Genomic DNA, 19,328 nt, shown 5'->3' with positions numbered 1-19,328 from the left:
TTTATCCATTGCTAAAAACCCTATTAAGGATAGAACAATGTCGTGAGACGGTTCGCGAACTAAGAGTTTTCACATAACGCTATTGGCAAAAGACGCTATCTCACCCACTCGGGGCGCGACGGAAGGCTGCAGGATCGGCTATCATAGAGTTTTCCTGCTTCAAGAATTTGCTTTAGTGAACCAGTCGCTTATGAAACCTCTTCGTCAACAAAACCGCCAGGTTATTAGCTATGTGCCCCGCGTTGAGCCCGCGCCGCCAGACCATGCCCTGAAAGTGGAGGGTTTTCGCGATGTGTGGCTGTTACGGGGGAAATACGTGGCCTTTGTGCTGATCGGCGAGCATTTCCGTCGCTCTCCCACCTTTACGGTACCGGAGTCCGCGCAGCGGTGGGCGATGCAGATTCGCCAGGATGAAGAGGTTGAAGAATAACAGCCATAAAAAAACCGCCGGTCAGGCGGTTTTTTTATTTCTACGGTAATTAACGGTGCGCCAGCTCGGCGTCGTCTTCACTTTCCAGGATTGCCTTGTCGGTCTGCTTCAGCCACTGGCTGGTCAGCGTACCGGCGGTCATGGAGCCGCTCACGTTCAGGGCGGTACGGCCCATGTCGATCAGCGGCTCAACGGAGATCAGCAGCGCGACCAGCGTCACCGGCAGACCTAGCGCAGGCAGCACAATCAGCGCGGCGAAGGTAGCACCGCCACCGACGCCGGCAACGCCTGCGGAACTGATGGTCACAATCCCAACCAGGGTCGCGATCCAGACCGGATCCAGCGGGTTGATGCCTACGGTCGGGGCAACCATCACCGCCAGCATCGCCGGGTAGAGACCCGCACAGCCGTTCTGGCCGATGGTGGCACCGAAGGACGCAGAGAAGCTGGCGATGGATTCCGGCACGCCCAGGCGACGGGTTTGCGCTTCAACGTTCAGCGGAATAGACGCGGCGCTGGAGCGGCTGGTGAAGGCAAAGGTCAGTACCGGCCAGACTTTACGGAAATATTTCAGCGGGCTGACGCCGTTGACGCCCAGCAGGATGCCGTGCACCACGAACATAATGCCCAGGCCCAGATAAGAGGCGACAACGAAGCTGCCCAGCTTAATGATGTCCTGCAGGTTAGAACCGGCAACCACTTTGGTCATCAGCGCCAGCACGCCGTAAGGGGTGAGCTGCATGACCAGACGAACCAGCTTCATCACCCAGCTTTGCAGGGTGTCAATTGCGGTCAGCACGCGTTCGCCTTTTGGCGCATCGTCTTTCAGCAACTTCAGCGCCGCTACGCCCAGGAACGCGGCGAAAATCACCACGCTGATGATCGAGGTTGGGCTCGCACCGGTCAGGTCAGCAAACGGGTTCTTCGGAATGAAGGAGAGCACCATCTGCGGCACGGTCAGATCGGCCACTTTACCCACGTAGTTGGTCTGAATCGCGGTCAGACGCGCTGTTTCAGCGGTACCCTGCACCAGACCTTCTGCGGTCAGGCCAAACAGGTTGGTCACCAGCACACCCACCAGCGCGGCAATCAGCGTGGTGAACAGCAGCGTACCAATGGTCAGGAAGCTGATTTTTCCCAGCTGGGTCGCGTTGTGGAGGCGGGCAACGGCGCTCAGAATTGAGGCGAACACCAGCGGCATAACGATCATCTGCAGCAGCTGAACATAGCCGTTACCGACAATGTTGAACCACTGAATGGAATCTTTCAGAACTGGATTATCGGAGCCATAAATTGCCTGTAATGCCAGACCAAATACGACACCCATGGCCAGACCAACCAGCACCTTTTTCGCCAGGCTCCACTGTTTGTGGCGCGCCTGCGCGAGAAGCAATAGCAGTACAGCGAACACAACGACGTTCGCGATGAGTGGAAAATTCATCCCCGTTCTCCTGATTTATTATTGGCTCGGCTTTTACCGATCCTGTTGGCGGAAGGTTAGCAGAAGTGTGATGTCGCGCTTATATCCAAATGGAATGGGTTATGACAAATGGGATAGTTTTGTCTGTTTACTGTTCAATCTGGTGATGAATAAAGCGATTGAACTGAAATTGCAGCGAATTAATCATCTGGGAAGACCAGCGGACTGCACTGTTTTCGGGCAGGGTTTGCGGCATCCAGACGGCGTAAGCAAACAGCGCCATGCACAGCACGCGCTCAAGCTGGTTCCCTTTCTGCGGGGCCAGGATGGGAAAACGGAAGCGCCAGCGGCAGGGCCACAGCAGCGGTACGCCAGCTGGCGTCAGCATATCGGCCAGGATATGGCTTAAATAGCCCAGCACCATCCCCTGGATGGCGTCGGCGGGGACGATCCAGCTTTCGGGCACTTTTAAATAGAAAAGCGTCAGCAGGCCAAACACGGCCAGCAGGCTGTGCGTAAATCCCCGGTGGCCGAACGCGCGGGCGATGGGTTTTGACACCCACTTCAGACGCTGCCCGAGGAAGGATTTAGGGTGGTCAATGTCGGGCAGCAGACAGGTCAAAACGGCGGAAGGGACAACATGCCACCAGTCCCCCTGTGCCAGCACGGGGGTGAGTTCAGCGTTTTTGGCAAATACTGCGCACGCGATAGAAAAAAGCAGGTGGCCTTCCGCCGTCATGATAAAACCCACAAAACTGTCAATTCATACAGTATAGGGTTTTTATACAGTAGGCGGAAGAGGTGACGGTGTAACTGTTTGTCACAAACCGGAGAAGGGCGTTAACCGCCCTTGAGTGCCTGCGCCGTCAGTTCTGCCAGCGAATTCAGCTTCACATCGGCAAGCGCAAACCGGGGATCGTGACGGCCTTCTTCCGCAGGCACCACAATGGAGCGCATCCGCGCGGCTTTAGAGGCCACCATGCCGTTAACAGAATCCTCCAGCGCAACGCAGTTGAGGGGATCGAGTCCCAGCTTTGCGGCGCAGTCCAGGTAGACCTGCGGATGGGGCTTGCTGTAAGGCAGTTTCTCCGCGGACGCCAGGGCGTCGAAACCGTCGCGCAGTTCAAACATCGTGAGCACTTTTTCCAGCATATGCAGCGGCGACGCCGAGGCCAGTCCCACCTTCAGTCCCTGTGCCTTGCACAGCGCCACGGCCTCGCGCACGCCGGGCAGCAATGGTCTGTTCTCTTCCACTAAAGAGATGGCGCGGCTGATAATGCGCGCGGTCACCTCATCGCGATCGGGACCCACCCACGGCTGTTGGGCAAACCAAAGGTCAACCACCATATCGATGCGCAGGCCCAGCGTATCGGGGAGTTCATTACGGCGGCTGATATCCACGCCCAGGCTGGCCATAACGTCCAGTTCGGCGCGATCCCACAGCGGTTCGGAATCGATCAGTAATCCATCCATGTCAAAAATTGCGGCAAGAATTTTGCGCGGTGTCGACATCACAACGTCTCCTTATCCAGGGTGTTCGACAGACGATACGTGCTAAGCACACTCTGCAATTTAGCATATTGCCTTTAAAGAGCGGGCGAAATTGATGACCAGCAGGTAGACTTAGGCACAAATAACGCGTCTTTATGAAGAGGAACTGATGACGTATCAACAAGCTGGACGCATTGCGGTCTTAAAACGTATTGCTGGCTGGGTGATTTTTATTCCTGCCGTCATTTCTACGCTGATTTCCGTGCTCAAATTTATGTACGATCACAGCGAAAAACAGCCGGGTATCAATGCGGTAATGCTTGATTTCGCGCATGTCATGATTGAGATGATGCGTTTTAATACGCCATTTTTAAATGTCTTCTGGTTTAACTCACCCACCCCGGATTTTCATCAACAGCTAAATATCGGCTTTTGGGTGATATACGCCCTGATCTTTGTCGCGCTGGCCTTGCAGGCCTCTGGCGCGAGAATGAGCCGCCAGACGCGCTTTTTACGCGAGGGGGTTGAGGATCAGTTGATTCTGGAGCAGGCCAAAGGCCCGGAGGGCATGAGCCGGGAGCAGATTGAATCCCGCATTGTTGTGCCGCGCCACTCCATTTTCCTGCAAATTTTCCCGCTGTATATTCTTCCCGCGATTATCATTGTGGCGGGATACTTTTTCTTCTCACTGCTCGGTTTTCTTTAACCGATACGGGTGGCGGCAAGGCCACCCGTTCGCGTCTCAGGCGGCAAGCATGCGCTCAAGCGCCCGCTGGGCGTTAACCAGGTGTTCTCCGCCAAAAAGAATGGCACGGTTCATCAGCGTATAAAGCTGATACACTGGCTGGCGGTCGAGGAAGCCGGGCGGCAGAGGGGAGACAGACTGATATCCGTCGTAAATTTGCGGCGGTTGCTCAGGATGCAGCGGCAGCATGGCCAGATCGCACTCCCTGTCACCCCAGTAGCAGGCCGGGTCGAAGATGTAGGGGCCGTTAGGGCCCAGCGCGCAGTTATCGGACCACAAATCGCCGTGAAGCAAAGACGCCTGAGGCTGGTGGGATGCCAGGCGCTGCTGAACGTGCTCGACGATGGCATCAATATTGCCAAATTCCAGCCCTTTCTCGGCGGCCAGCTCTAGCTGCCAGCCGATGCGCTGCTCGGCAAAAAATGTCGACCAGCGGCGCTGCCAGGCATTGGGCTGTGGCGTGGTGGAGAGGTCGTTGTCAAAATCGAGACCAAACTGCGGCTGGTCACTCCATTGATGCAGGCGCGCGAGCTGTTGCCCGAGGATAAACGCATTATGGGCATCCAGCGGTCGGGCGGGGAGATATTCCATGACCAGGAAACTGTAGTCGCGGTCGCTTCCAACGGCCAGAACCTGCGGAACCGTCACCGTTTTACTGCGCGATAAGAGCTCCAGCTGGTCGGCTTCGGCGGTGAATATCGCAAGCAGCTCGCGCTCGTCGCATTTAACGAAGAGATCGCGTCCTGCGTAGCGCAAATGCCACGCGGCGTGGATCTCACCGCCCGGCAGTTCGTTACGCAGTTCAATTTCACCTTCGCCAAGTTGCTCACGTAAAAGATGACTGATAGCCTGCCACATGTTGTCTCTCCCATGTTGTCTGCCAGATCATAAAGTTAGCGCATAACAGCGGTAAAAAAATACGAACTAACGCACACCTGAGCGGTTTACATTCATGCTGCGCACTTATTGTTCTTTTTTCCGCCAGTTCTCCCAGGTATCCACGTCAATGTCGGCAGGCTTGTCGGTCACGCTCTCCACCAGGCTGGCGGCCAGCGCATGAACCTCTTCCTGGCTCAGGGCGCTGATGAGACCAAATGCCAGCGTGCCTAAATCATGAATATTGCCCTCGTCATCCGTCAGCGTGAGGAGAAAATTAGCCCGGGTGAAGGCGTTATTGAGCTCGTTGAGCTCGGTCAGGGATGCTTCATGAAGGTTGATGGTCACGACGTAACGTGTGATGTCACCACTGCTCATAATTCACCTCATTGTTATCATGGAAGTTTTCTTAGCATAGTCGATAGTTTACGTTTGGCGACTCGGCGAGTGCATTCCCCTTCGTAAACACGAAGGGGAACCGGCGTTAATTTCGGGACAGGTAATCGACGATTTTTTGGGTATCGGCAAGCGAACAGAGGCGCGTGCCCTGGTTGATGGTCGCGGCGCTACCCGCGGCCACGCCGTAGCGCGTCATTTCCAGCAGAGAGGCGCCCTGCGCCAGTTTTAGCGTCATCGCGCCCACCATGCTGTCGCCAGCGCCAACCGTGCTCTGGCTCTTCATCGGCGGTGGGACAACCTGAACGGACGAGGTTTCGTCGACGGCCAGCGCCCCCTGAGGCCCGAGGGAGACGACGACGCGTCGCGCTTTGCCGCTGCGTACCAGCTCCTGCGCGGCGGTGCGAACATCATCAGGCTGCGTCAGTTCGCGCTTGACCAGCGCGCTTAACTCTTTCTGGTTGGGTTTAACCAGTTCCAGATTGCCCGGCACCAGCGCCGCCTCGAGGGCCGCGCCGCTGCTGTCGACAATGCAGCGGATACCGCGCTGCTGCGCGGCCTGAATCAGCGCCGTGAAATTTTCCGTACTAACGCCGGGCGGCAGGCTGCCGCTAACCACCAGCAGCGCGCCGCTTTCTATCGTCAACACTTTCTCTTCAAGCTGACGAAACTCGTCATCGCTCAGTTTTGCGCCCGGCATGACGAAACGGTACTGCTCGCCGCTTGATTCGACGTGGACATGCAGGTTTTGCCGCGTCCAGTCTTTGGCTTCGACGGTCTCGACGGCCACCTGTTCATCTGCCAGCAGAGAGACCAGGTGCTCACCGGTGGCACCGCCCGCGGGGAAAATGGCCGTGGCTTTGCCGCCGAGGTGCGTTATGGCGCGCGCCACGTTGATACCTCCGCCGCCGGGTTCAAAGACCGGGGCGCTACAGCGCAATTTACCTTCCGGGTAAATCTGCGGCGTCAGGGTAGCGGAGTCAAGGGAAGGGGAGAGCGTCAGGGTGTAGATAGAAACCATCATTACCTCCTTTTAGCATGGGTTACTTTTAGTCTGGCACCATTTATCAGGAAGGCAATGTAAATAACAGTATGATTTTAAATATGAATACTGAATAAAATTAAGACTGGAGATATATAAAATAAAACGCTTTTTGGGATCGTTCTTATTCAAAAAATGAAATAAGAAATCATTGCTATGTTATTTGCGGCTTTTTATAATTTGTTACCTTTCTCTGGACGCCTTGTCATTGATCCTCAAGAAAGATTCCGGGACCGTGTGGTCTCTTTTTTTGTTGTACGGACTCCTTAATAAAATGAAGCTTTTAAAGACAGTGCCCGCTGCATTGATGCTGGCGGGTGGCGTGTTTGCGGCTATGAACGCGACCGCCGATGATTCCGTTTTTACTGTCATGGACGATCCTTCCTCCGCGAAAAAACCGTTTGAAGGTAACCTGAACGCTGGGTACCTGGCACAATCCGGTAACACCAAAAGCTCTTCTCTGACGGCGGACAGTACGCTCACCTGGTACGGTAACACCACCGCCTGGTCTCTGTGGGGTAACGCCAGTAATACTTCCGCTAATGACGAACGTTCTTCCGAGAAATATGCGGTTGGCGGACGTAGCCGTTACAACATGACCGACTATGACTACCTGTTTGGGCAGGCGAGCTGGTTAACCGACCGTTACAACGGTTATCGCCAGCGCGATGTGTTCACCGCCGGTTACGGTCGCCAGTTCCTGAACGGTCCGGTACACAGCCTGCGCTTTGAATTCGGTCCGGGCGTGCGTTATGACGAGTACACCAATGGCGATACCAAAACCCAGCCGCTCGGTTACGCTTCCGGTACCTACGCCTGGCAGATGACTGACAACACCAAATTTACCCAGGGTGTTTCTGTCTTTGGTGCCGACGATACGACGCTGAACTCTGAAACGGCGCTGAACGTGGCTATCAACGAACACTTTGGTCTTAAAGTGGCCTACAACGTCACCTGGAACTCTTCCCCACCAGAATCTGCGCCGGATCACACCGATCGCAGAACCACGGTTTCACTCGGTTATAGAATGTAATAAAGGCGGGCCGACGATAATGTCGGCCCGTTTAGTGTCTGTGGTCTTGTGGCGTCCCTTCTGCTGACCCGTATGCGCCCCTAGCCCCAAATCATTGCCGCCCAACGGAGTAGCAGCATTGCGCCGCAGATGGCAATCAGCACCAGCACCATTTTCCAGTGTTTTACGGCAAATCGTTTTGTTGGCATAACCTAATCCTTGTTCGTTGATATCCTCAGTCTACCAAACAGGGCCGAAATATGCCCCTTCTCAGGAACGATTGGGTTATGCCAGCGCAGGGGTTAGCTCAGAACCAGTGGAATCGTTCGGCGAGAATCAACAATAAACCGGTGGCGGAAAGGATGTTCAATATCACAACCGTTCTACTGGATACGTTCATGGTATGCACCTTTGGGTTTAAAGACCTGTTCAAGAGTAGCCCAGCATCGCGAGAATGCGAGGGGCGGGAATATGCGACCTGCAAATTCATGCAAACGTGCCAGCAGATCAATCTGCCGGCAGAGGGTGCAATCTCCCTTTTGTTAGTGTTAACATTGCAAGGCTTACCGTAAATTCGACGTTGTCTGATTTTTCGGCAGGTGAATGATGACGAACCAATTTGACGATTGTTGGTCAGATGGTGTCGTAATCTATTGTCAAATCACGATTATTTTCTTTGTATATGCTCTTATGTGTGGGGCATCACTGCAAATAAGGATATAAAATGCCTGTAATTACTCTTCCTGACGGCAGTCAACGCCATTTCGACCGTCCTGTTAGCCCAATGGATGTTGCCCTGGACATTGGTCCGGGTCTCGCAAAAGCGACTATCGCTGGCCGTGTTAACGGTGAGCTGGTGGATGCCTCCGATCCGATCGAAAACGATGCGACGCTCGCTATCATCACCGCGAAAGACGAAGACGGTCTGGAGATCATTCGTCACTCCTGCGCGCACCTGTTAGGCCATGCTATCAAGCAGCTGTGGCCAAACACCAAAATGGCGATCGGTCCGGTTATCGACAATGGTTTCTACTACGACGTTGACCTTGACCACACCCTGACTCAGGAAGATATCGACGCGCTCGAAAAACGCATGCACGAGCTCGCCGAAACCAACTATGACGTCATCAAGAAGAAAGTCAGCTGGCACGAAGCGCGTGAAACCTTCGTGAAGCGCGGCGAGAGCTACAAGGTCTCTATTCTTGACGAAAACATTTCGCATGATGACAAGCCTGGCTTGTACCATCACGAAGAATACGTCGACATGTGCCGTGGGCCGCACGTGCCGAACATGCGCTTCTGTCATCACTTTAAGCTGATGAAGATCGCAGGCGCCTACTGGCGTGGCGACAGCAACAACAAAATGTTGCAGCGTATTTATGGTACCGCGTGGGCCGATAAAAAAGCCCTGAACGCGTACCTGCTGCGCCTGGAAGAGGCGGCGAAGCGTGACCACCGTAAAATCGGTAAGCAGCTTGACCTGTATCACATGCAGGAAGAAGCGCCGGGTATGGTGTTCTGGCATAACGACGGCTGGACCATCTTCCGTGAACTGGAAACTTTCGTACGCTCCAAGCTGAAAGAGTACCAGTATCAGGAAGTGAAAGGCCCGTTCATGATGGACCGTGTGCTGTGGGAAAAAACCGGCCACTGGGACAACTACAAAGATGCGATGTTTACCACCTCGTCTGAGAACCGTGAATACTGCATCAAGCCAATGAACTGCCCGGGCCACGTTCAGATCTTCAACCAGGGTCTGAAATCCTACCGCGACCTGCCGCTGCGTATGGCGGAGTTCGGTAGCTGCCACCGTAACGAGCCATCAGGTGCGCTGCACGGTCTGATGCGTGTACGTGGCTTTACGCAGGATGATGCGCATATCTTCTGTACTGAAGATCAGGTTCGTGACGAAGTTAACGCCTGTATTCGTATGGTCTACGATATGTACAGCACCTTTGGCTTCGAGAAGATCGTGGTCAAACTCTCAACGCGTCCGGAAAAACGTATCGGTAGCGATGAGACATGGGATCGCGCGGAAGCGGATCTCGCCGTGGCGCTGGAAGAGAACGGCATTCCGTTCGAATACCAGCTGGGCGAGGGCGCATTCTACGGTCCGAAAATTGAATTTACCCTGTATGACTGCCTCGATCGCGCATGGCAGTGCGGTACTGTACAGCTGGACTTCTCCCTGCCGCAGCGTTTAAGCGCCTCTTATGTTGGCGAAGACAACGAGCGTCAGGTACCGGTTATGATTCACCGTGCGATTCTCGGTTCCCTGGAGCGCTTCATCGGCATCCTGACCGAAGAGTTCGCCGGCTTCTTCCCAACCTGGCTTGCGCCAGTGCAGGTGGTGGTGATGAACATTACCGATTCTCAGGCAGATTACGTTAAAGAATTGACGCAGAAACTACAAAATGCGGGCATTCGCGTAAAAGCAGACTTGAGAAATGAGAAGATTGGCTTTAAAATCCGCGAGCACACTTTACGTCGTGTCCCGTATATGTTGGTCTGTGGTGATAAAGAGGTGGAAGCAGGCAAAGTTGCCGTTCGCACCCGCCGTGGTAAAGACCTGGGCAGCCTGGACGTAAGTGAAGTGATTGAGAAGCTGCAACAAGAGATTCGCAGCCGCAGTCTTCAACAACTGGAGGAATAAGGTATTAAAGGCGGAAAACGAGTTCAAACGGCACGTCCGAATCGTATCAATGGCGAGATTCGCGCCCAGGAAGTTCGCTTAACAGGTCTGGAAGGCGAGCAGCTGGGGATTGTGAGTCTGAGAGAAGCAATCGAAAAGGCTGAAGAAGCTGGAGTAGATTTAGTTGAAATCAGCCCTAACGCCGAACCGCCAGTTTGTCGTATCATGGACTACGGCAAGTTCCTTTATGAAAAGAGTAAGTCTTCTAAGGAACAGAAGAAGAAGCAAAAAGTTATCCAGGTTAAGGAAATCAAATTCCGTCCTGGTACCGACGATGGCGATTATCAGGTAAAACTCCGCAGCCTGATTCGCTTTCTGGAAGATGGCGATAAGGCCAAGATCACACTGCGTTTCCGCGGTCGTGAGATGGCCCACCAACAGATTGGTATGGAAGTGCTTAACCGCGTCCGTGACGATCTGAGTGAACTGGCAGTAGTCGAATCCTTCCCTACGAAGATCGAAGGCCGCCAGATGATCATGGTGCTCGCTCCTAAGAAGAAACAGTAAGGCCTTCAAGCAGCAAAATCTGTGGAGCCTTCGGGTTTCATAGGTTTTGTTCGCCTATGTTTCGTTTATTTAACAATGCGAAGTGGAAGTTATTAAGATGCCAAAAATTAAGACCGTACGCGGTGCTGCTAAGCGCTTCAAAAAAACCGGTGGTGGTGGATTTAAGCGTAAGCACGCAAACCTGCGTCATATTCTGACCAAAAAATCTACTAAGCGTAAACGTCACCTGCGTCCAAAAGGCCTTGTTTCTAAAGGCGATCTGGGTCTGGTTATCGCGTGCCTGCCGTACGCATAAGCCGTTAACGTTTAATTTTTTTACTAAGAATATAGATACAGGAGAGCACATATGGCTCGCGTAAAACGTGGTGTAATTGCACGTGCACGTCACAAGAAAATTTTGAAACAAGCTAAAGGCTACTACGGTGCGCGTTCACGCGTTTACCGCGTTGCCTTCCAGGCTGTTATCAAAGCAGGTCAGTACGCTTACCGTGACCGTCGTCAGCGTAAGCGTCAGTTCCGTCAACTGTGGATTGCGCGTATCAACGCAGCAGCACGTCAGAACGGTATTTCTTACAGCAAATTCATCAACGGCCTGAAAAAAGCCTCTGTTGAAATCGACCGTAAGATCCTGGCTGACATCGCAGTATTCGACAAAGTAGCGTTCACCGCTCTGGTCGAAAAAGCGAAAGCAGCACTGGCATAAGCCAGTTGAGAGAGGGAGCCTTGCTCCCTCTTTTCATTTAACACCATCAGAACATTGACTTTTACCCGTCCAGGCTTTTCAATAAGGTCTTAACGGTTTTTACCAGACAAGGTAACGCAAGCATGAATGCTGCTAATTTCCGCTTCTTCTTTTACTTTAGCACCTGATTTCAGGAGGCTAGCGCGTGAAAGATGAAACGAAAAACAGCGCCAGATAAGCCTCCCGATGGAGGCTTTTTTTGTGCCTGAATTTGAGAGAATAACTCCACCAAATCGGTGTCTGCACCGACATAATGAGGAAAATCATGTCACATCTCGCAGAGCTGGTTGCCAGTGCAACAGCCGCCATTAATCAGGCCTCAGATGTTGCCGCGTTAGACAATGTCCGCGTCGAATATCTTGGGAAGAAAGGGCACCTGACCCTTCAGATGACAACCCTGCGTGAGCTGCCGCCAGAAGAGCGTCCGGCAGCGGGTGCGGTGATTAACGAAGCCAAAGAGCAGGTACAGCAGGCGCTGAACGCGCGCAAAGCCGAGCTGGAAAGCGCGGTGTTGAATGCGCGTCTGGCCGCAGAGACGATCGACGTTTCCCTGCCGGGTCGCCGTATTGAAAACGGTGGTCTGCATCCGGTTACCCGCACCATCGACCGCATTGAAAGTTTCTTCGGTGAGCTCGGCTTTACCGTGGCGACTGGCCCGGAAATCGAAGATGATTACCATAACTTCGACGCCCTGAACATTCCTGGCCATCATCCGGCACGCGCTGACCACGACACTTTCTGGTTCGACGCTACGCGTCTTCTGCGTACTCAGACCTCCGGCGTTCAGATCCGTACCATGAAGGATCAGGAGCCACCCATCCGCATTATCGCGCCGGGCCGCGTCTATCGTAACGACTACGATCAGACCCATACCCCAATGTTCCACCAGATGGAAGGTCTGATTGTTGATAAAAACATCAGCTTCACCAACCTGAAGGGCACGCTGCACGATTTCCTGAACAACTTCTTTGAGGAGGATCTGCAGGTTCGTTTCCGTCCGTCCTACTTCCCGTTCACCGAACCGTCTGCGGAAGTTGACGTGATGGGCAAAAACGGCAAATGGCTGGAAGTGCTGGGCTGCGGCATGGTGCATCCAAACGTGCTGCGCAACGTGGGTATCGATCCGGAAGTCTACTCCGGCTTTGCCTTCGGCATGGGCATGGAGCGTCTGACCATGCTGCGCTACGGCGTTACCGACTTACGTGCATTCTTCGAAAACGATCTGCGTTTCCTCAAACAGTTTAAATAAGGGCAGGACAGAACAATGAAATTCAGTGAACTGTGGTTACGCGAATGGGTGAACACCACGCTGGACAGCGACGCGCTGTCTAACCAGATCACCATGGCGGGCCTGGAAGTGGACGGCGTTGAGCCTGTTTCCGGCGCCTTCAACGGCGTCGTCGTCGGCGAAGTGGTCGAGTGCGGCCAGCACCCTAACGCTGACAAACTGCGCGTGACAAAAGTTAACGTGGGCGGTGACCGCCTGCTGGATATCGTCTGCGGTGCGCCAAACTGCCGTCAGGGCCTCAAGGTGGCCGTGGCGACCGTCGGTGCAGTGCTGCCGGGCGATTTCAAAATTAAAGCGGCTAAGCTGCGCGGTGAGCCATCTGAAGGCATGCTGTGCTCCTTCTCCGAGCTGGGTATTTCCGACGATCACAACGGCATCATTGAGCTGCCGCTGGATGCGCCCGTTGGCACCGATATCCGTGAATACCTGAAGCTTGACGACAACACCATCGAAATCAGCGTCACGCCAAACCGTGCTGACTGCTTAGGCATCATCGGCGTGGCGCGCGACGTGGCCGTGCTGAACCAGACCGAGCTGAACGCGCCGGACATTGCGCCGGTTGAAGCAACCATCAGTGACGTGCTGCCTATTCAGGTTGACGCTCCGGATGCGTGCCCGCGCTACCTCGGCCGCGTGGTGAAAGGCATCAACGTGAAAGCCCCAACCCCGCTGTGGATGAAAGAGAAGCTGCGCCGCTGCGGCATCCGCTCTATCGACGCCGTGGTTGACGTGACCAACTACGTACTGATGGAGCTGGGCCAGCCAATGCACGCGTTCGATAAAGATCGCATCGACGGCGGCATCGTTGTGCGCATGGCGAAAGAGGGCGAAACCCTGGTTCTGCTGGACGGCAACGAAGCGAAGCTGAACGCCGATACCCTGGTGATTGCTGACCATAGCAAAGCGCTGGCAATGGGCGGTATCTTCGGGGGCGAACATTCAGGCGTTAATGACGAGACGCAAAACGTCCTGCTGGAGTGCGCGTTCTTCAGCCCGCTCTCCATCACCGGTCGCGCGCGCCGTCACGGCCTGCACACCGATGCGTCTCACCGCTACGAGCGCGGCGTTGACCCGGCGCTGCAGTACAACGCGATGGAGCGTGCAACCCGCCTGCTGATCGACATCTGCGGCGGCGAAGCGGGCCCGGTTATTGACGTTACCCACGAAGAGGCCCTGCCGAAGCGCGCGACCATCACCCTGCGCCGCAGCAAGCTGGACCGCCTGATTGGTCACCACGTTGCCGATGCGCAGGTGACCGACATTCTGACGCGTCTGGGCTGCGAAGTAACCGAAGGCCAGGACGAGTGGAAAGCCGTTGCGCCATCCTGGCGTTTCGACATGGAAATTGAAGAAGACCTGGTGGAAGAAGTGGCCCGCGTTTACGGCTACAACAACATCCCTGACGAGCCAGTCCAGGCCGGTCTGGTGATGGGCAAACACCGTGAAGCCGACCTGTCCCTGAAGCGTGTGAAAACCATGCTTAACGACAAAGGCTACCAGGAAGTGATCACCTACAGCTTTGTTGATCCTAAGCTGCAGCAGCTGATCCACCCGGGCCAGGAGGCGTTGATCCTGCCAAGCCCAATTTCCAGCGAAATGTCCGCGATGCGTCTGTCCCTGTGGACGGGGCTGCTGGGCACAGTTGTTTACAACCAGAATCGTCAGCAAAACCGCGTGCGAATTTTCGAAAGCGGTTTGCGCTTTGTACCGGATAATCAGGCAAATTTAGGCATCCGTCAGGATCTCATGCTGGCTGGCGCCATCAGCGGAAACCGCTATGAAGAGCACTGGGACCTGGCAAAAGGCACGGTTGATTTCTACGATATGAAGGGCGACCTGGAAGCGATTCTGGATCTGACCGGTAAATTATCCGAAATTGAATTCCGCGCAGAAGCCATTCCGGCCCTGCATCCGGGCCAGAGCGCAGCCATCTATTTAGACGGCAAACGCGTTGGTTTCATTGGGGTTGTTCACCCTGAGCTGGAGCGTAAGCTGGACCTGAACGGCCGCACCATCGTGTTCGAGCTGGAGTGGAGCCCGGTAGCAGACCGCGTGATTCCTCAGGCTCAGGACGTCTCCCGCTTCCCTGCAAACCGCCGTGATATCGCGGTTGTGGTCGCGGAAAACGTGCCCGCAGCAGATATTTTGGCCGAATGTAAGAAAGTTGGCGTAAATCAGGTAGTTGGCGTAAACTTATTTGACGTGTACCGCGGCAAGGGCGTAGCTGAAGGTTTCAAGAGCCTCGCTATTAGCCTTATCCTTCAGGATACCAGCCGTACACTCGAAGAAGAGGAGATTGCCGCTACCGTCGCCAAATGTGTAGAGGCATTAAAAGAGCGATTCCAGGCATCATTGAGGGATTGAACCTATGGCGCTTACAAAAGCTGAAATGTCAGAATATCTGTTTGATAAGCTTGGGCTTAGCAAACGGGATGCCAAAGAGCTGGTAGAGCTGTTTTTCGAAGAGATCCGTCGTGCTCTGGAAAATGGTGAGCAGGTAAAACTCTCCGGTTTTGGCAATTTTGATTTGCGAGACAAAAACCAACGTCCGGGCCGCAACCCGAAGACGGGGGAAGATATTCCCATTACAGCCCGCCGCGTGGTGACCTTCAGACCCGGCCAGAAGTTAAAAAGCCGCGTCGAAAACGCAACGCCCAAAGCAGAGTAATATGAACTAACCAAAAAGGCCGCCCACGCGGCCTTTTTTCTTTGCGCTCTCCGGCAAACCCGCCGTAAAATCAATGATATCTCACGCTACTATAGCCTTACACATGCTTGATTATGCCCATCTACAGTACCGTTCCGATCGGCGTCGCCTGCTTTTGCTGGTGCTGTTACTTATTGCCGCCGCGGCCGTGAGCCTCTGCGCCGGAGACAGATGGATTGGGCCCGAAAGCTGGTGGGGGCCTGACGGGCAGCTCTTCGTCTGGCAAATTCGCCTCCCGCGCACCGTCGCGGTGGTACTGGTCGGTGCCGCGCTGGCGCTGTGCGGCACCATTATGCAGGCGTTGTTTGAAAACCCTCTGGCAGAGCCCGGCCTGCTCGGCGTGTCGAACGGTGCAGGCGTGGGGCTGATTGCGGCGGTGATGCTGGGCGGGGGAGAACTTTCCGGATGGAGCATTAGCCTGAGCGCCATTCTCGGCGCATTGCTGATCACCGCGATCCTGCTTCGCTTCGCCAGACGACACCTGTCGACCAGCCGCCTGCTGCTTGCCGGCGTGGCGCTGGGGATTATCTGCAGCGCGCTGATGACCTGGGCGGTCTACTTCTCTACCGCCTTTGACCTGCGTCAGCTGATGTACTGGATGATGGGCGGCTTTGGGGGCGTTGACTGGCACCAGGGCTGGCTGATGGCTCTGCTGGTACCGGCCATCGTATGGGCGGCCCTGCAGGCGCAGCCGCTGAATATGCTCGCGCTGGGTGAAACCTCTGCCCGCCAGCTCGGCATGCCGATTGGGTTCTGGCGTAACGTGCTGGTGATCGTCATTGGCTGGCTGGTCGGCGTCAGCGTGGCGCTGGCGGGCGCGATCGGCTTTATCGGGCTGGTTATACCCCACATGCTGCGCCTGTGTGGCCTCACGGACCATCGAACCCTGCTTCCGGCCTCTGCGGTGGCCGGAGCCGTCACGCTGCTGGTGGCCGATATCATCGCCCGGCTTGCCCTGACGGCCGCGGAGCTGCCGATTGGCGTGGTTACCGCCACGCTGGGCGCGCCGGTGTTTATCTGGCTACTATTAAAATCCGGACGTTAAAAAACGACCTGTAAAACAACCTGAGGGAATGCTATGCAGTCAGATATCCTGAATACCGAAGTGACCACCATTGACGGCGATAAAACTACGCTGGAAGGCTACAGAGGCAACGTGTTGCTTATCGTCAACGTGGCATCCAAATGCGGCCTGACGCCGCAGTACGAGCAGCTGGAAAATATTCAGAAGGCCTGGGAGAAAGACGGTTTCACCGTGCTGGGCTTCCCGTGCAACCAGTTCCTCGGCCAGGAGCCGGGCAGCGAAGAGGAGATCAAAACCTTCTGCAGCACCACCTATGGCGTGACGTTCCCGATGTTCAGCAAAATTGACGTCAACGGCGAGGACCGCCATCCGCTGTATGCGAAGCTGATCGCTGCCGCTCCTAAGGCCGTTGCGCCGGAAGACAGCGGTTTTTATGAACGTATGGCCAGCAAAGGTCGCGCGCCGCTTTACCCGGACGATATCCTGTGGAATTTTGAGAAATTCCTGATTGGTCGCGACGGTCAGGTCGTTCAGCGTTTTTCGCCGGATATGACGCCTGAAGATCCGATCGTCATGGAGTCGATCAAGCTGGCGCTGGCAAAATAATGTCATTGCTGATGCAGCTCACGGACGTTGCCGAGAGGGGACGTCTGGAGCCGATAACCGGTACCGTCAATGCGGGAGAGATCCTGCATCTTGTCGGGCCAAACGGTGCAGGGAAGAGCACGCTGCTGGCGCGGATGGCGGGCATGACCGACGGAGAAGGGCAGATAACGCTGCTGGAGCATACGCTTGCCGACTGGTCACCGGTCTCGCTGGCGCATCGGCGCAGCTACCTCGTACAGCAGCAGGTGCCGCCCTTTGCGATGCCGGTCTGGCACTATCTGATGCTGCATCTGCACGACAAACAGCAGACGGCGCTGCTGACGGACGTGGCGGCGGCCCTTGGGCTGCAAGATAAACTCTCCCGGCATGCCAGCCGGCTTTCCGGCGGAGAGTGGCAGCGGGTGCGCCTGGCGGCCGTCATCGTTCAGATCCACCCGGCAGGCAATCCTCACGGGCGGATGCTGCTTCTCGACGAGCCCATGAGCGGTCTGGACGTTGCGCAGCAGGCGGCTCTGGATACGCTGCTAAGCGCCCTGAGCCAAAAGGGCATCGCCGTGGTGATGAGCAGTCATGACCTCAACCATACCCTGCGTCATGCCCACCGGGTGTGGCTGCTGTCGCAGGGTAACATGATCGCCAGCGGTGCGCGCGACCGGGTCCTTACCCCACCCAACCTTGCCCGCGCGTACAACATGTCCTTCCGCAGGCTGGATATAGAGGGCCATAAGATGCTGATTTCTACCGGGCAGACGTAACCGTTTCTTGCCTGTAGGCACAATTGCACGCTAAATTACGAAAAGAACAAAAAAAGCAGAGGATTCGTCTGGAAATGCGATTCTGGTTTCTCCTGATGACAGCACTTTTTCTTACGGGATGCAGCAGCCATCGTGCCCCGCCGCCTAACCCACGGCTTTCAGATTCGATCACCGTCATTGCTAGCCTGAACGATCAGCTGAGCAACTGGCGCGGCACGCCTTATCGCTACGGCGGCATGAGTCGCGGCGGCGTGGATTGCTCCGGCTTCGTTCTGATGACGTTTCGCGACAAGTTTGATTTACAGCTTCCGCGCGAAACGCGCAAGCAGGCGGAAATTGGCACTGAAATTGATAAAGACGATCTTCTGCCCGGAGACCTGGTTTTCTTCAAAACCGGCTCGGGTGAAAGCGGTCTCCACGTTGGCATATATGATACAGACAATCAGTTCATTCATGCCTCGACCAGTCGCGGGGTGATGCGCTCTTCTCTTGATAATGTTTACTGGCGTAAAAACTTCTGGCAGGCGCGACGTATATAGTCTTTGTCGGATACTTCTCTTATGGCGGCATGGTGAGTAATAAATCATGCCGTTTTTCTCAAATAAGATGCTTAAAGTTAAATTTACCTACAATTAGCGAATCCTGCATGTGTCTGTTTTATCTAAAACTGGCTATTATTTTGCAATCAGGATAAAATTATTTTAGATTCAGGGATAAATCTGAAAATTAATACGGAACTAATGAAATTAATCTTATTAAAATCAAGCCAGTGGAATTGTGTCGGCAATTGCTCCAGGATGTCCTCTCTCATCTTTAATGCGGGGCGAGTGCAATGATTATTACGCTAGATAATGCTTACCAGTCTGAACTGCTGCTCCTGCCTGCCCGTAATAGCGCAGGTGAGCTGAAAGGTTTAGAAATGCTGGTTAACTTTACTGGCGTCGGCAGCGAGGTACGGATCCCCACTGAGCTTGTTATCCCTCGGCTTTCAGCGGCCGAAGAGTTAGCGTTGTTTAACGAAAAACTGCAATTGCTTGATACCTGTAAACTGTTTTTTATTCAGCATCAGTTAATTGCGTGGATCAATATTACGCCTACAATTGTTGAATTTTTATTAACTAATGGAAACGCTGTTTCAATCCTTGAGCGTTATCCGTTTCTTGAGTTTACTGTTAATGAGAATTATCCAGGTTTAAATAACGGAAAGGACGATCTGCAGCTGGCGAGAATGGCGATCCATTTCCCGCTGGTCCTGGCAAACTTTGGCGCTGGCGCTGCGTCGCTCAAAGCGGTGTATGATGGATTATTTAAACGGGTCATTCTCGATAAAGGATTCATTCAGCAGCGCGCCCCGGAGCTCTCTTTTGAGCCGTTTATGCGCGCTATTCTCTGGCAAATCACGCCTCACTGCCAGTCTGTGATCGTCTCAGGCATTGATGACCACGGCCTGCTGCAACGCGTGTTGCCCTTCAATTTTGGCGCTATGCAGGGCGCGCTCTGGCCTGCGGTCGCCGCGGAGCACGTCACGACGCTGGTTCAGCAGCGATAACCCTTGCTTTCGCCCGTGTTTAAGTCAGAGGAAACCCTCTACACTA

The 19,328-nt window shown here is 54.5% G+C and carries 24 protein-coding genes and 1 other annotated feature; of the genes, 16 read left to right on the top strand and 8 right to left on the bottom strand.

From position 1 onward, the window contains the following. The first annotated feature begins 175 nt into the window (after window positions 1-175). On the top strand, window positions 176-430 hold the full coding sequence (gene cedA, locus L6R44_RS05025; protein ID WP_072032690.1) for a cell division activator CedA: 255 nt from the start codon (window positions 176-178) through the stop codon (window positions 428-430). 49 nt (window positions 431-479) lie between these two features. Here the strand turns inward: cedA and L6R44_RS05020 are convergent, their stop codons facing one another. From L6R44_RS05020 to hxpB, 3 genes are all read right to left on the bottom strand, one after another. Continuing rightward, complete coding sequence (locus L6R44_RS05020) at window positions 480-1,871, bottom strand: L-cystine transporter (protein ID WP_032639856.1); 1,392 nt, start codon at window positions 1,869-1,871, stop codon at window positions 480-482. 127 nt (window positions 1,872-1,998) lie between these two features. After that, complete coding sequence (locus L6R44_RS05015) at window positions 1,999-2,589, bottom strand: metal-dependent hydrolase (protein ID WP_032639858.1); 591 nt, start codon at window positions 2,587-2,589, stop codon at window positions 1,999-2,001. Window positions 2,590-2,690: 101 nt separating this feature from the next. Beyond that, the gene (gene hxpB, locus L6R44_RS05010) at window positions 2,691-3,362 is read right to left on the bottom strand and encodes a hexitol phosphatase HxpB (RefSeq protein ID WP_237423461.1); all 672 of its coding nucleotides are present in this window, start codon (window positions 3,360-3,362) and stop codon (window positions 2,691-2,693) included. A gap of 148 nt (window positions 3,363-3,510) precedes the next feature. Between hxpB and L6R44_RS05005 the strand changes: the two genes are divergently transcribed. Then, the gene (locus L6R44_RS05005; RefSeq protein ID WP_237423460.1) at window positions 3,511-4,047 is read left to right on the top strand and encodes a YniB family protein; all 537 of its coding nucleotides are present in this window, start codon (window positions 3,511-3,513) and stop codon (window positions 4,045-4,047) included. Between the two features lie 36 nt (window positions 4,048-4,083). On the opposite strand, the gene L6R44_RS05000 is transcribed toward L6R44_RS05005, so the two are convergent. The 3 genes from L6R44_RS05000 to pfkB form a co-directional block, all read right to left on the bottom strand. Continuing rightward, window positions 4,084-4,944: a fructosamine kinase family protein gene (locus tag L6R44_RS05000; RefSeq protein WP_032639864.1), complete on the bottom strand. Its 861-nt coding sequence runs from the start codon at window positions 4,942-4,944 to the stop codon at window positions 4,084-4,086. 105 nt (window positions 4,945-5,049) lie between these two features. Beyond that, window positions 5,050-5,340, bottom strand: a complete 291-nt coding sequence (gene ghoS, locus L6R44_RS04995; protein WP_237423459.1) for a type V toxin-antitoxin system endoribonuclease antitoxin GhoS — start codon at window positions 5,338-5,340, stop codon at window positions 5,050-5,052. Between the two features lie 106 nt (window positions 5,341-5,446). After that, complete coding sequence (gene pfkB, locus L6R44_RS04990) at window positions 5,447-6,379, bottom strand: 6-phosphofructokinase II (RefSeq protein WP_237423557.1); 933 nt, start codon at window positions 6,377-6,379, stop codon at window positions 5,447-5,449. Between the two features lie 295 nt (window positions 6,380-6,674). On the opposite strand from pfkB, the gene L6R44_RS04985 reads away from it, so the two are divergent. Next, complete coding sequence (locus tag L6R44_RS04985; RefSeq protein ID WP_032639869.1) at window positions 6,675-7,433, top strand: DUF481 domain-containing protein; 759 nt, start codon at window positions 6,675-6,677, stop codon at window positions 7,431-7,433. An 80-nt stretch (window positions 7,434-7,513) separates the two neighbouring features. Here the strand turns inward: L6R44_RS04985 and yniD are convergent, their stop codons facing one another. Together yniD and yncL are read right to left on the bottom strand one after the other, a co-directional pair. After that, window positions 7,514-7,621 (bottom strand): small membrane protein YniD, encoded by a 108-nt coding sequence (gene yniD, locus L6R44_RS04980; RefSeq protein ID WP_008500658.1) that lies wholly within the window; start codon window positions 7,619-7,621, stop codon window positions 7,514-7,516. Window positions 7,622-7,719: 98 nt separating this feature from the next. Continuing rightward, window positions 7,720-7,812, bottom strand: coding sequence for a stress response membrane protein YncL (yncL, locus tag L6R44_RS04975; protein ID WP_021241082.1), 93 nt, complete (start codon window positions 7,810-7,812; stop codon window positions 7,720-7,722). Between the two features lie 324 nt (window positions 7,813-8,136). Between yncL and thrS the strand changes: the two genes are divergently transcribed. The 13 genes from thrS to L6R44_RS04910 all read left to right on the top strand — a co-directional run bounded on the left by thrS (window position 8,137) and on the right by L6R44_RS04910 (window position 19,282). Beyond that, window positions 8,137-10,065, top strand: a complete 1,929-nt coding sequence (gene thrS, locus L6R44_RS04970; RefSeq protein WP_237423458.1) for a threonine--tRNA ligase — start codon at window positions 8,137-8,139, stop codon at window positions 10,063-10,065. Window positions 10,066-10,068: 3 nt separating this feature from the next. Further along, on the top strand, window positions 10,069-10,611 hold the full coding sequence (gene infC / locus L6R44_RS04965; protein WP_023616141.1) for a translation initiation factor IF-3: 543 nt from the start codon (window positions 10,069-10,071) through the stop codon (window positions 10,609-10,611). A 97-nt stretch (window positions 10,612-10,708) separates the two neighbouring features. After that, window positions 10,709-10,906, top strand: coding sequence for a 50S ribosomal protein L35 (rpmI, locus tag L6R44_RS04960; protein WP_003030583.1), 198 nt, complete (start codon window positions 10,709-10,711; stop codon window positions 10,904-10,906). Between the two features lie 51 nt (window positions 10,907-10,957). Then, a complete protein-coding gene (rplT, locus tag L6R44_RS04955; protein WP_000124850.1) occupies window positions 10,958-11,314 on the top strand; it encodes a 50S ribosomal protein L20 in 357 nt (118 codons plus the stop codon). Between the two features lie 117 nt (window positions 11,315-11,431). Further along, window positions 11,432-11,556 (top strand) — a sequence feature (Phe leader region). Then, window positions 11,437-11,481, top strand: coding sequence for a pheST operon leader peptide PheM (gene pheM / locus L6R44_RS04950; RefSeq protein WP_225376222.1), 45 nt, complete (start codon window positions 11,437-11,439; stop codon window positions 11,479-11,481). (Overlaps the previous feature by 45 nt.) Window positions 11,557-11,618: 62 nt before the next feature. After that, window positions 11,619-12,602, top strand: coding sequence for a phenylalanine--tRNA ligase subunit alpha (gene pheS, locus L6R44_RS04945; RefSeq protein ID WP_010426091.1), 984 nt, complete (start codon window positions 11,619-11,621; stop codon window positions 12,600-12,602). A 15-nt stretch (window positions 12,603-12,617) separates the two neighbouring features. Beyond that, entirely contained in the window at window positions 12,618-15,005 is a 2,388-nt protein-coding gene (gene pheT, locus L6R44_RS04940) for a phenylalanine--tRNA ligase subunit beta (RefSeq protein ID WP_237423457.1), read from the top strand. 4 nt (window positions 15,006-15,009) lie between these two features. Continuing rightward, complete coding sequence (gene ihfA / locus L6R44_RS04935) at window positions 15,010-15,309, top strand: integration host factor subunit alpha (RefSeq protein ID WP_003857805.1); 300 nt, start codon at window positions 15,010-15,012, stop codon at window positions 15,307-15,309. 103 nt (window positions 15,310-15,412) lie between these two features. Next, a complete protein-coding gene (btuC, locus tag L6R44_RS04930; protein ID WP_032639877.1) occupies window positions 15,413-16,393 on the top strand; it encodes a vitamin B12 ABC transporter permease BtuC in 981 nt (326 codons plus the stop codon). Window positions 16,394-16,426: 33 nt separating this feature from the next. After that, a complete protein-coding gene (locus tag L6R44_RS04925) occupies window positions 16,427-16,978 on the top strand; it encodes a glutathione peroxidase (RefSeq protein ID WP_237423456.1) in 552 nt (183 codons plus the stop codon). Further along, complete coding sequence (gene btuD, locus L6R44_RS04920) at window positions 16,978-17,733, top strand: vitamin B12 ABC transporter ATP-binding protein BtuD (RefSeq protein ID WP_237423455.1); 756 nt, start codon at window positions 16,978-16,980, stop codon at window positions 17,731-17,733. The genes L6R44_RS04925 and btuD overlap by 1 nt, the downstream gene beginning before the upstream one ends. 74 nt (window positions 17,734-17,807) lie before the next feature. Beyond that, window positions 17,808-18,272, top strand: coding sequence for a C40 family peptidase (locus tag L6R44_RS04915; RefSeq protein WP_032639883.1), 465 nt, complete (start codon window positions 17,808-17,810; stop codon window positions 18,270-18,272). A 293-nt stretch (window positions 18,273-18,565) separates the two neighbouring features. Continuing rightward, window positions 18,566-19,282 carry an EAL domain-containing protein gene (locus L6R44_RS04910; RefSeq protein ID WP_237423454.1) on the top strand — a complete coding sequence of 239 codons (717 nt, stop codon included), beginning with the start codon at window positions 18,566-18,568 and terminating at the stop codon, window positions 19,280-19,282. Window positions 19,283-19,328: the final 46 nt, after the last annotated feature.

Source organism: Enterobacter cloacae complex sp. ECC445 (assembly GCF_021892025.1).
Classification (GTDB): domain Bacteria; phylum Pseudomonadota; class Gammaproteobacteria; order Enterobacterales; family Enterobacteriaceae; genus Enterobacter; species Enterobacter chengduensis.
This window is presented reverse-complemented; position numbering and strand designations above follow the sequence as displayed.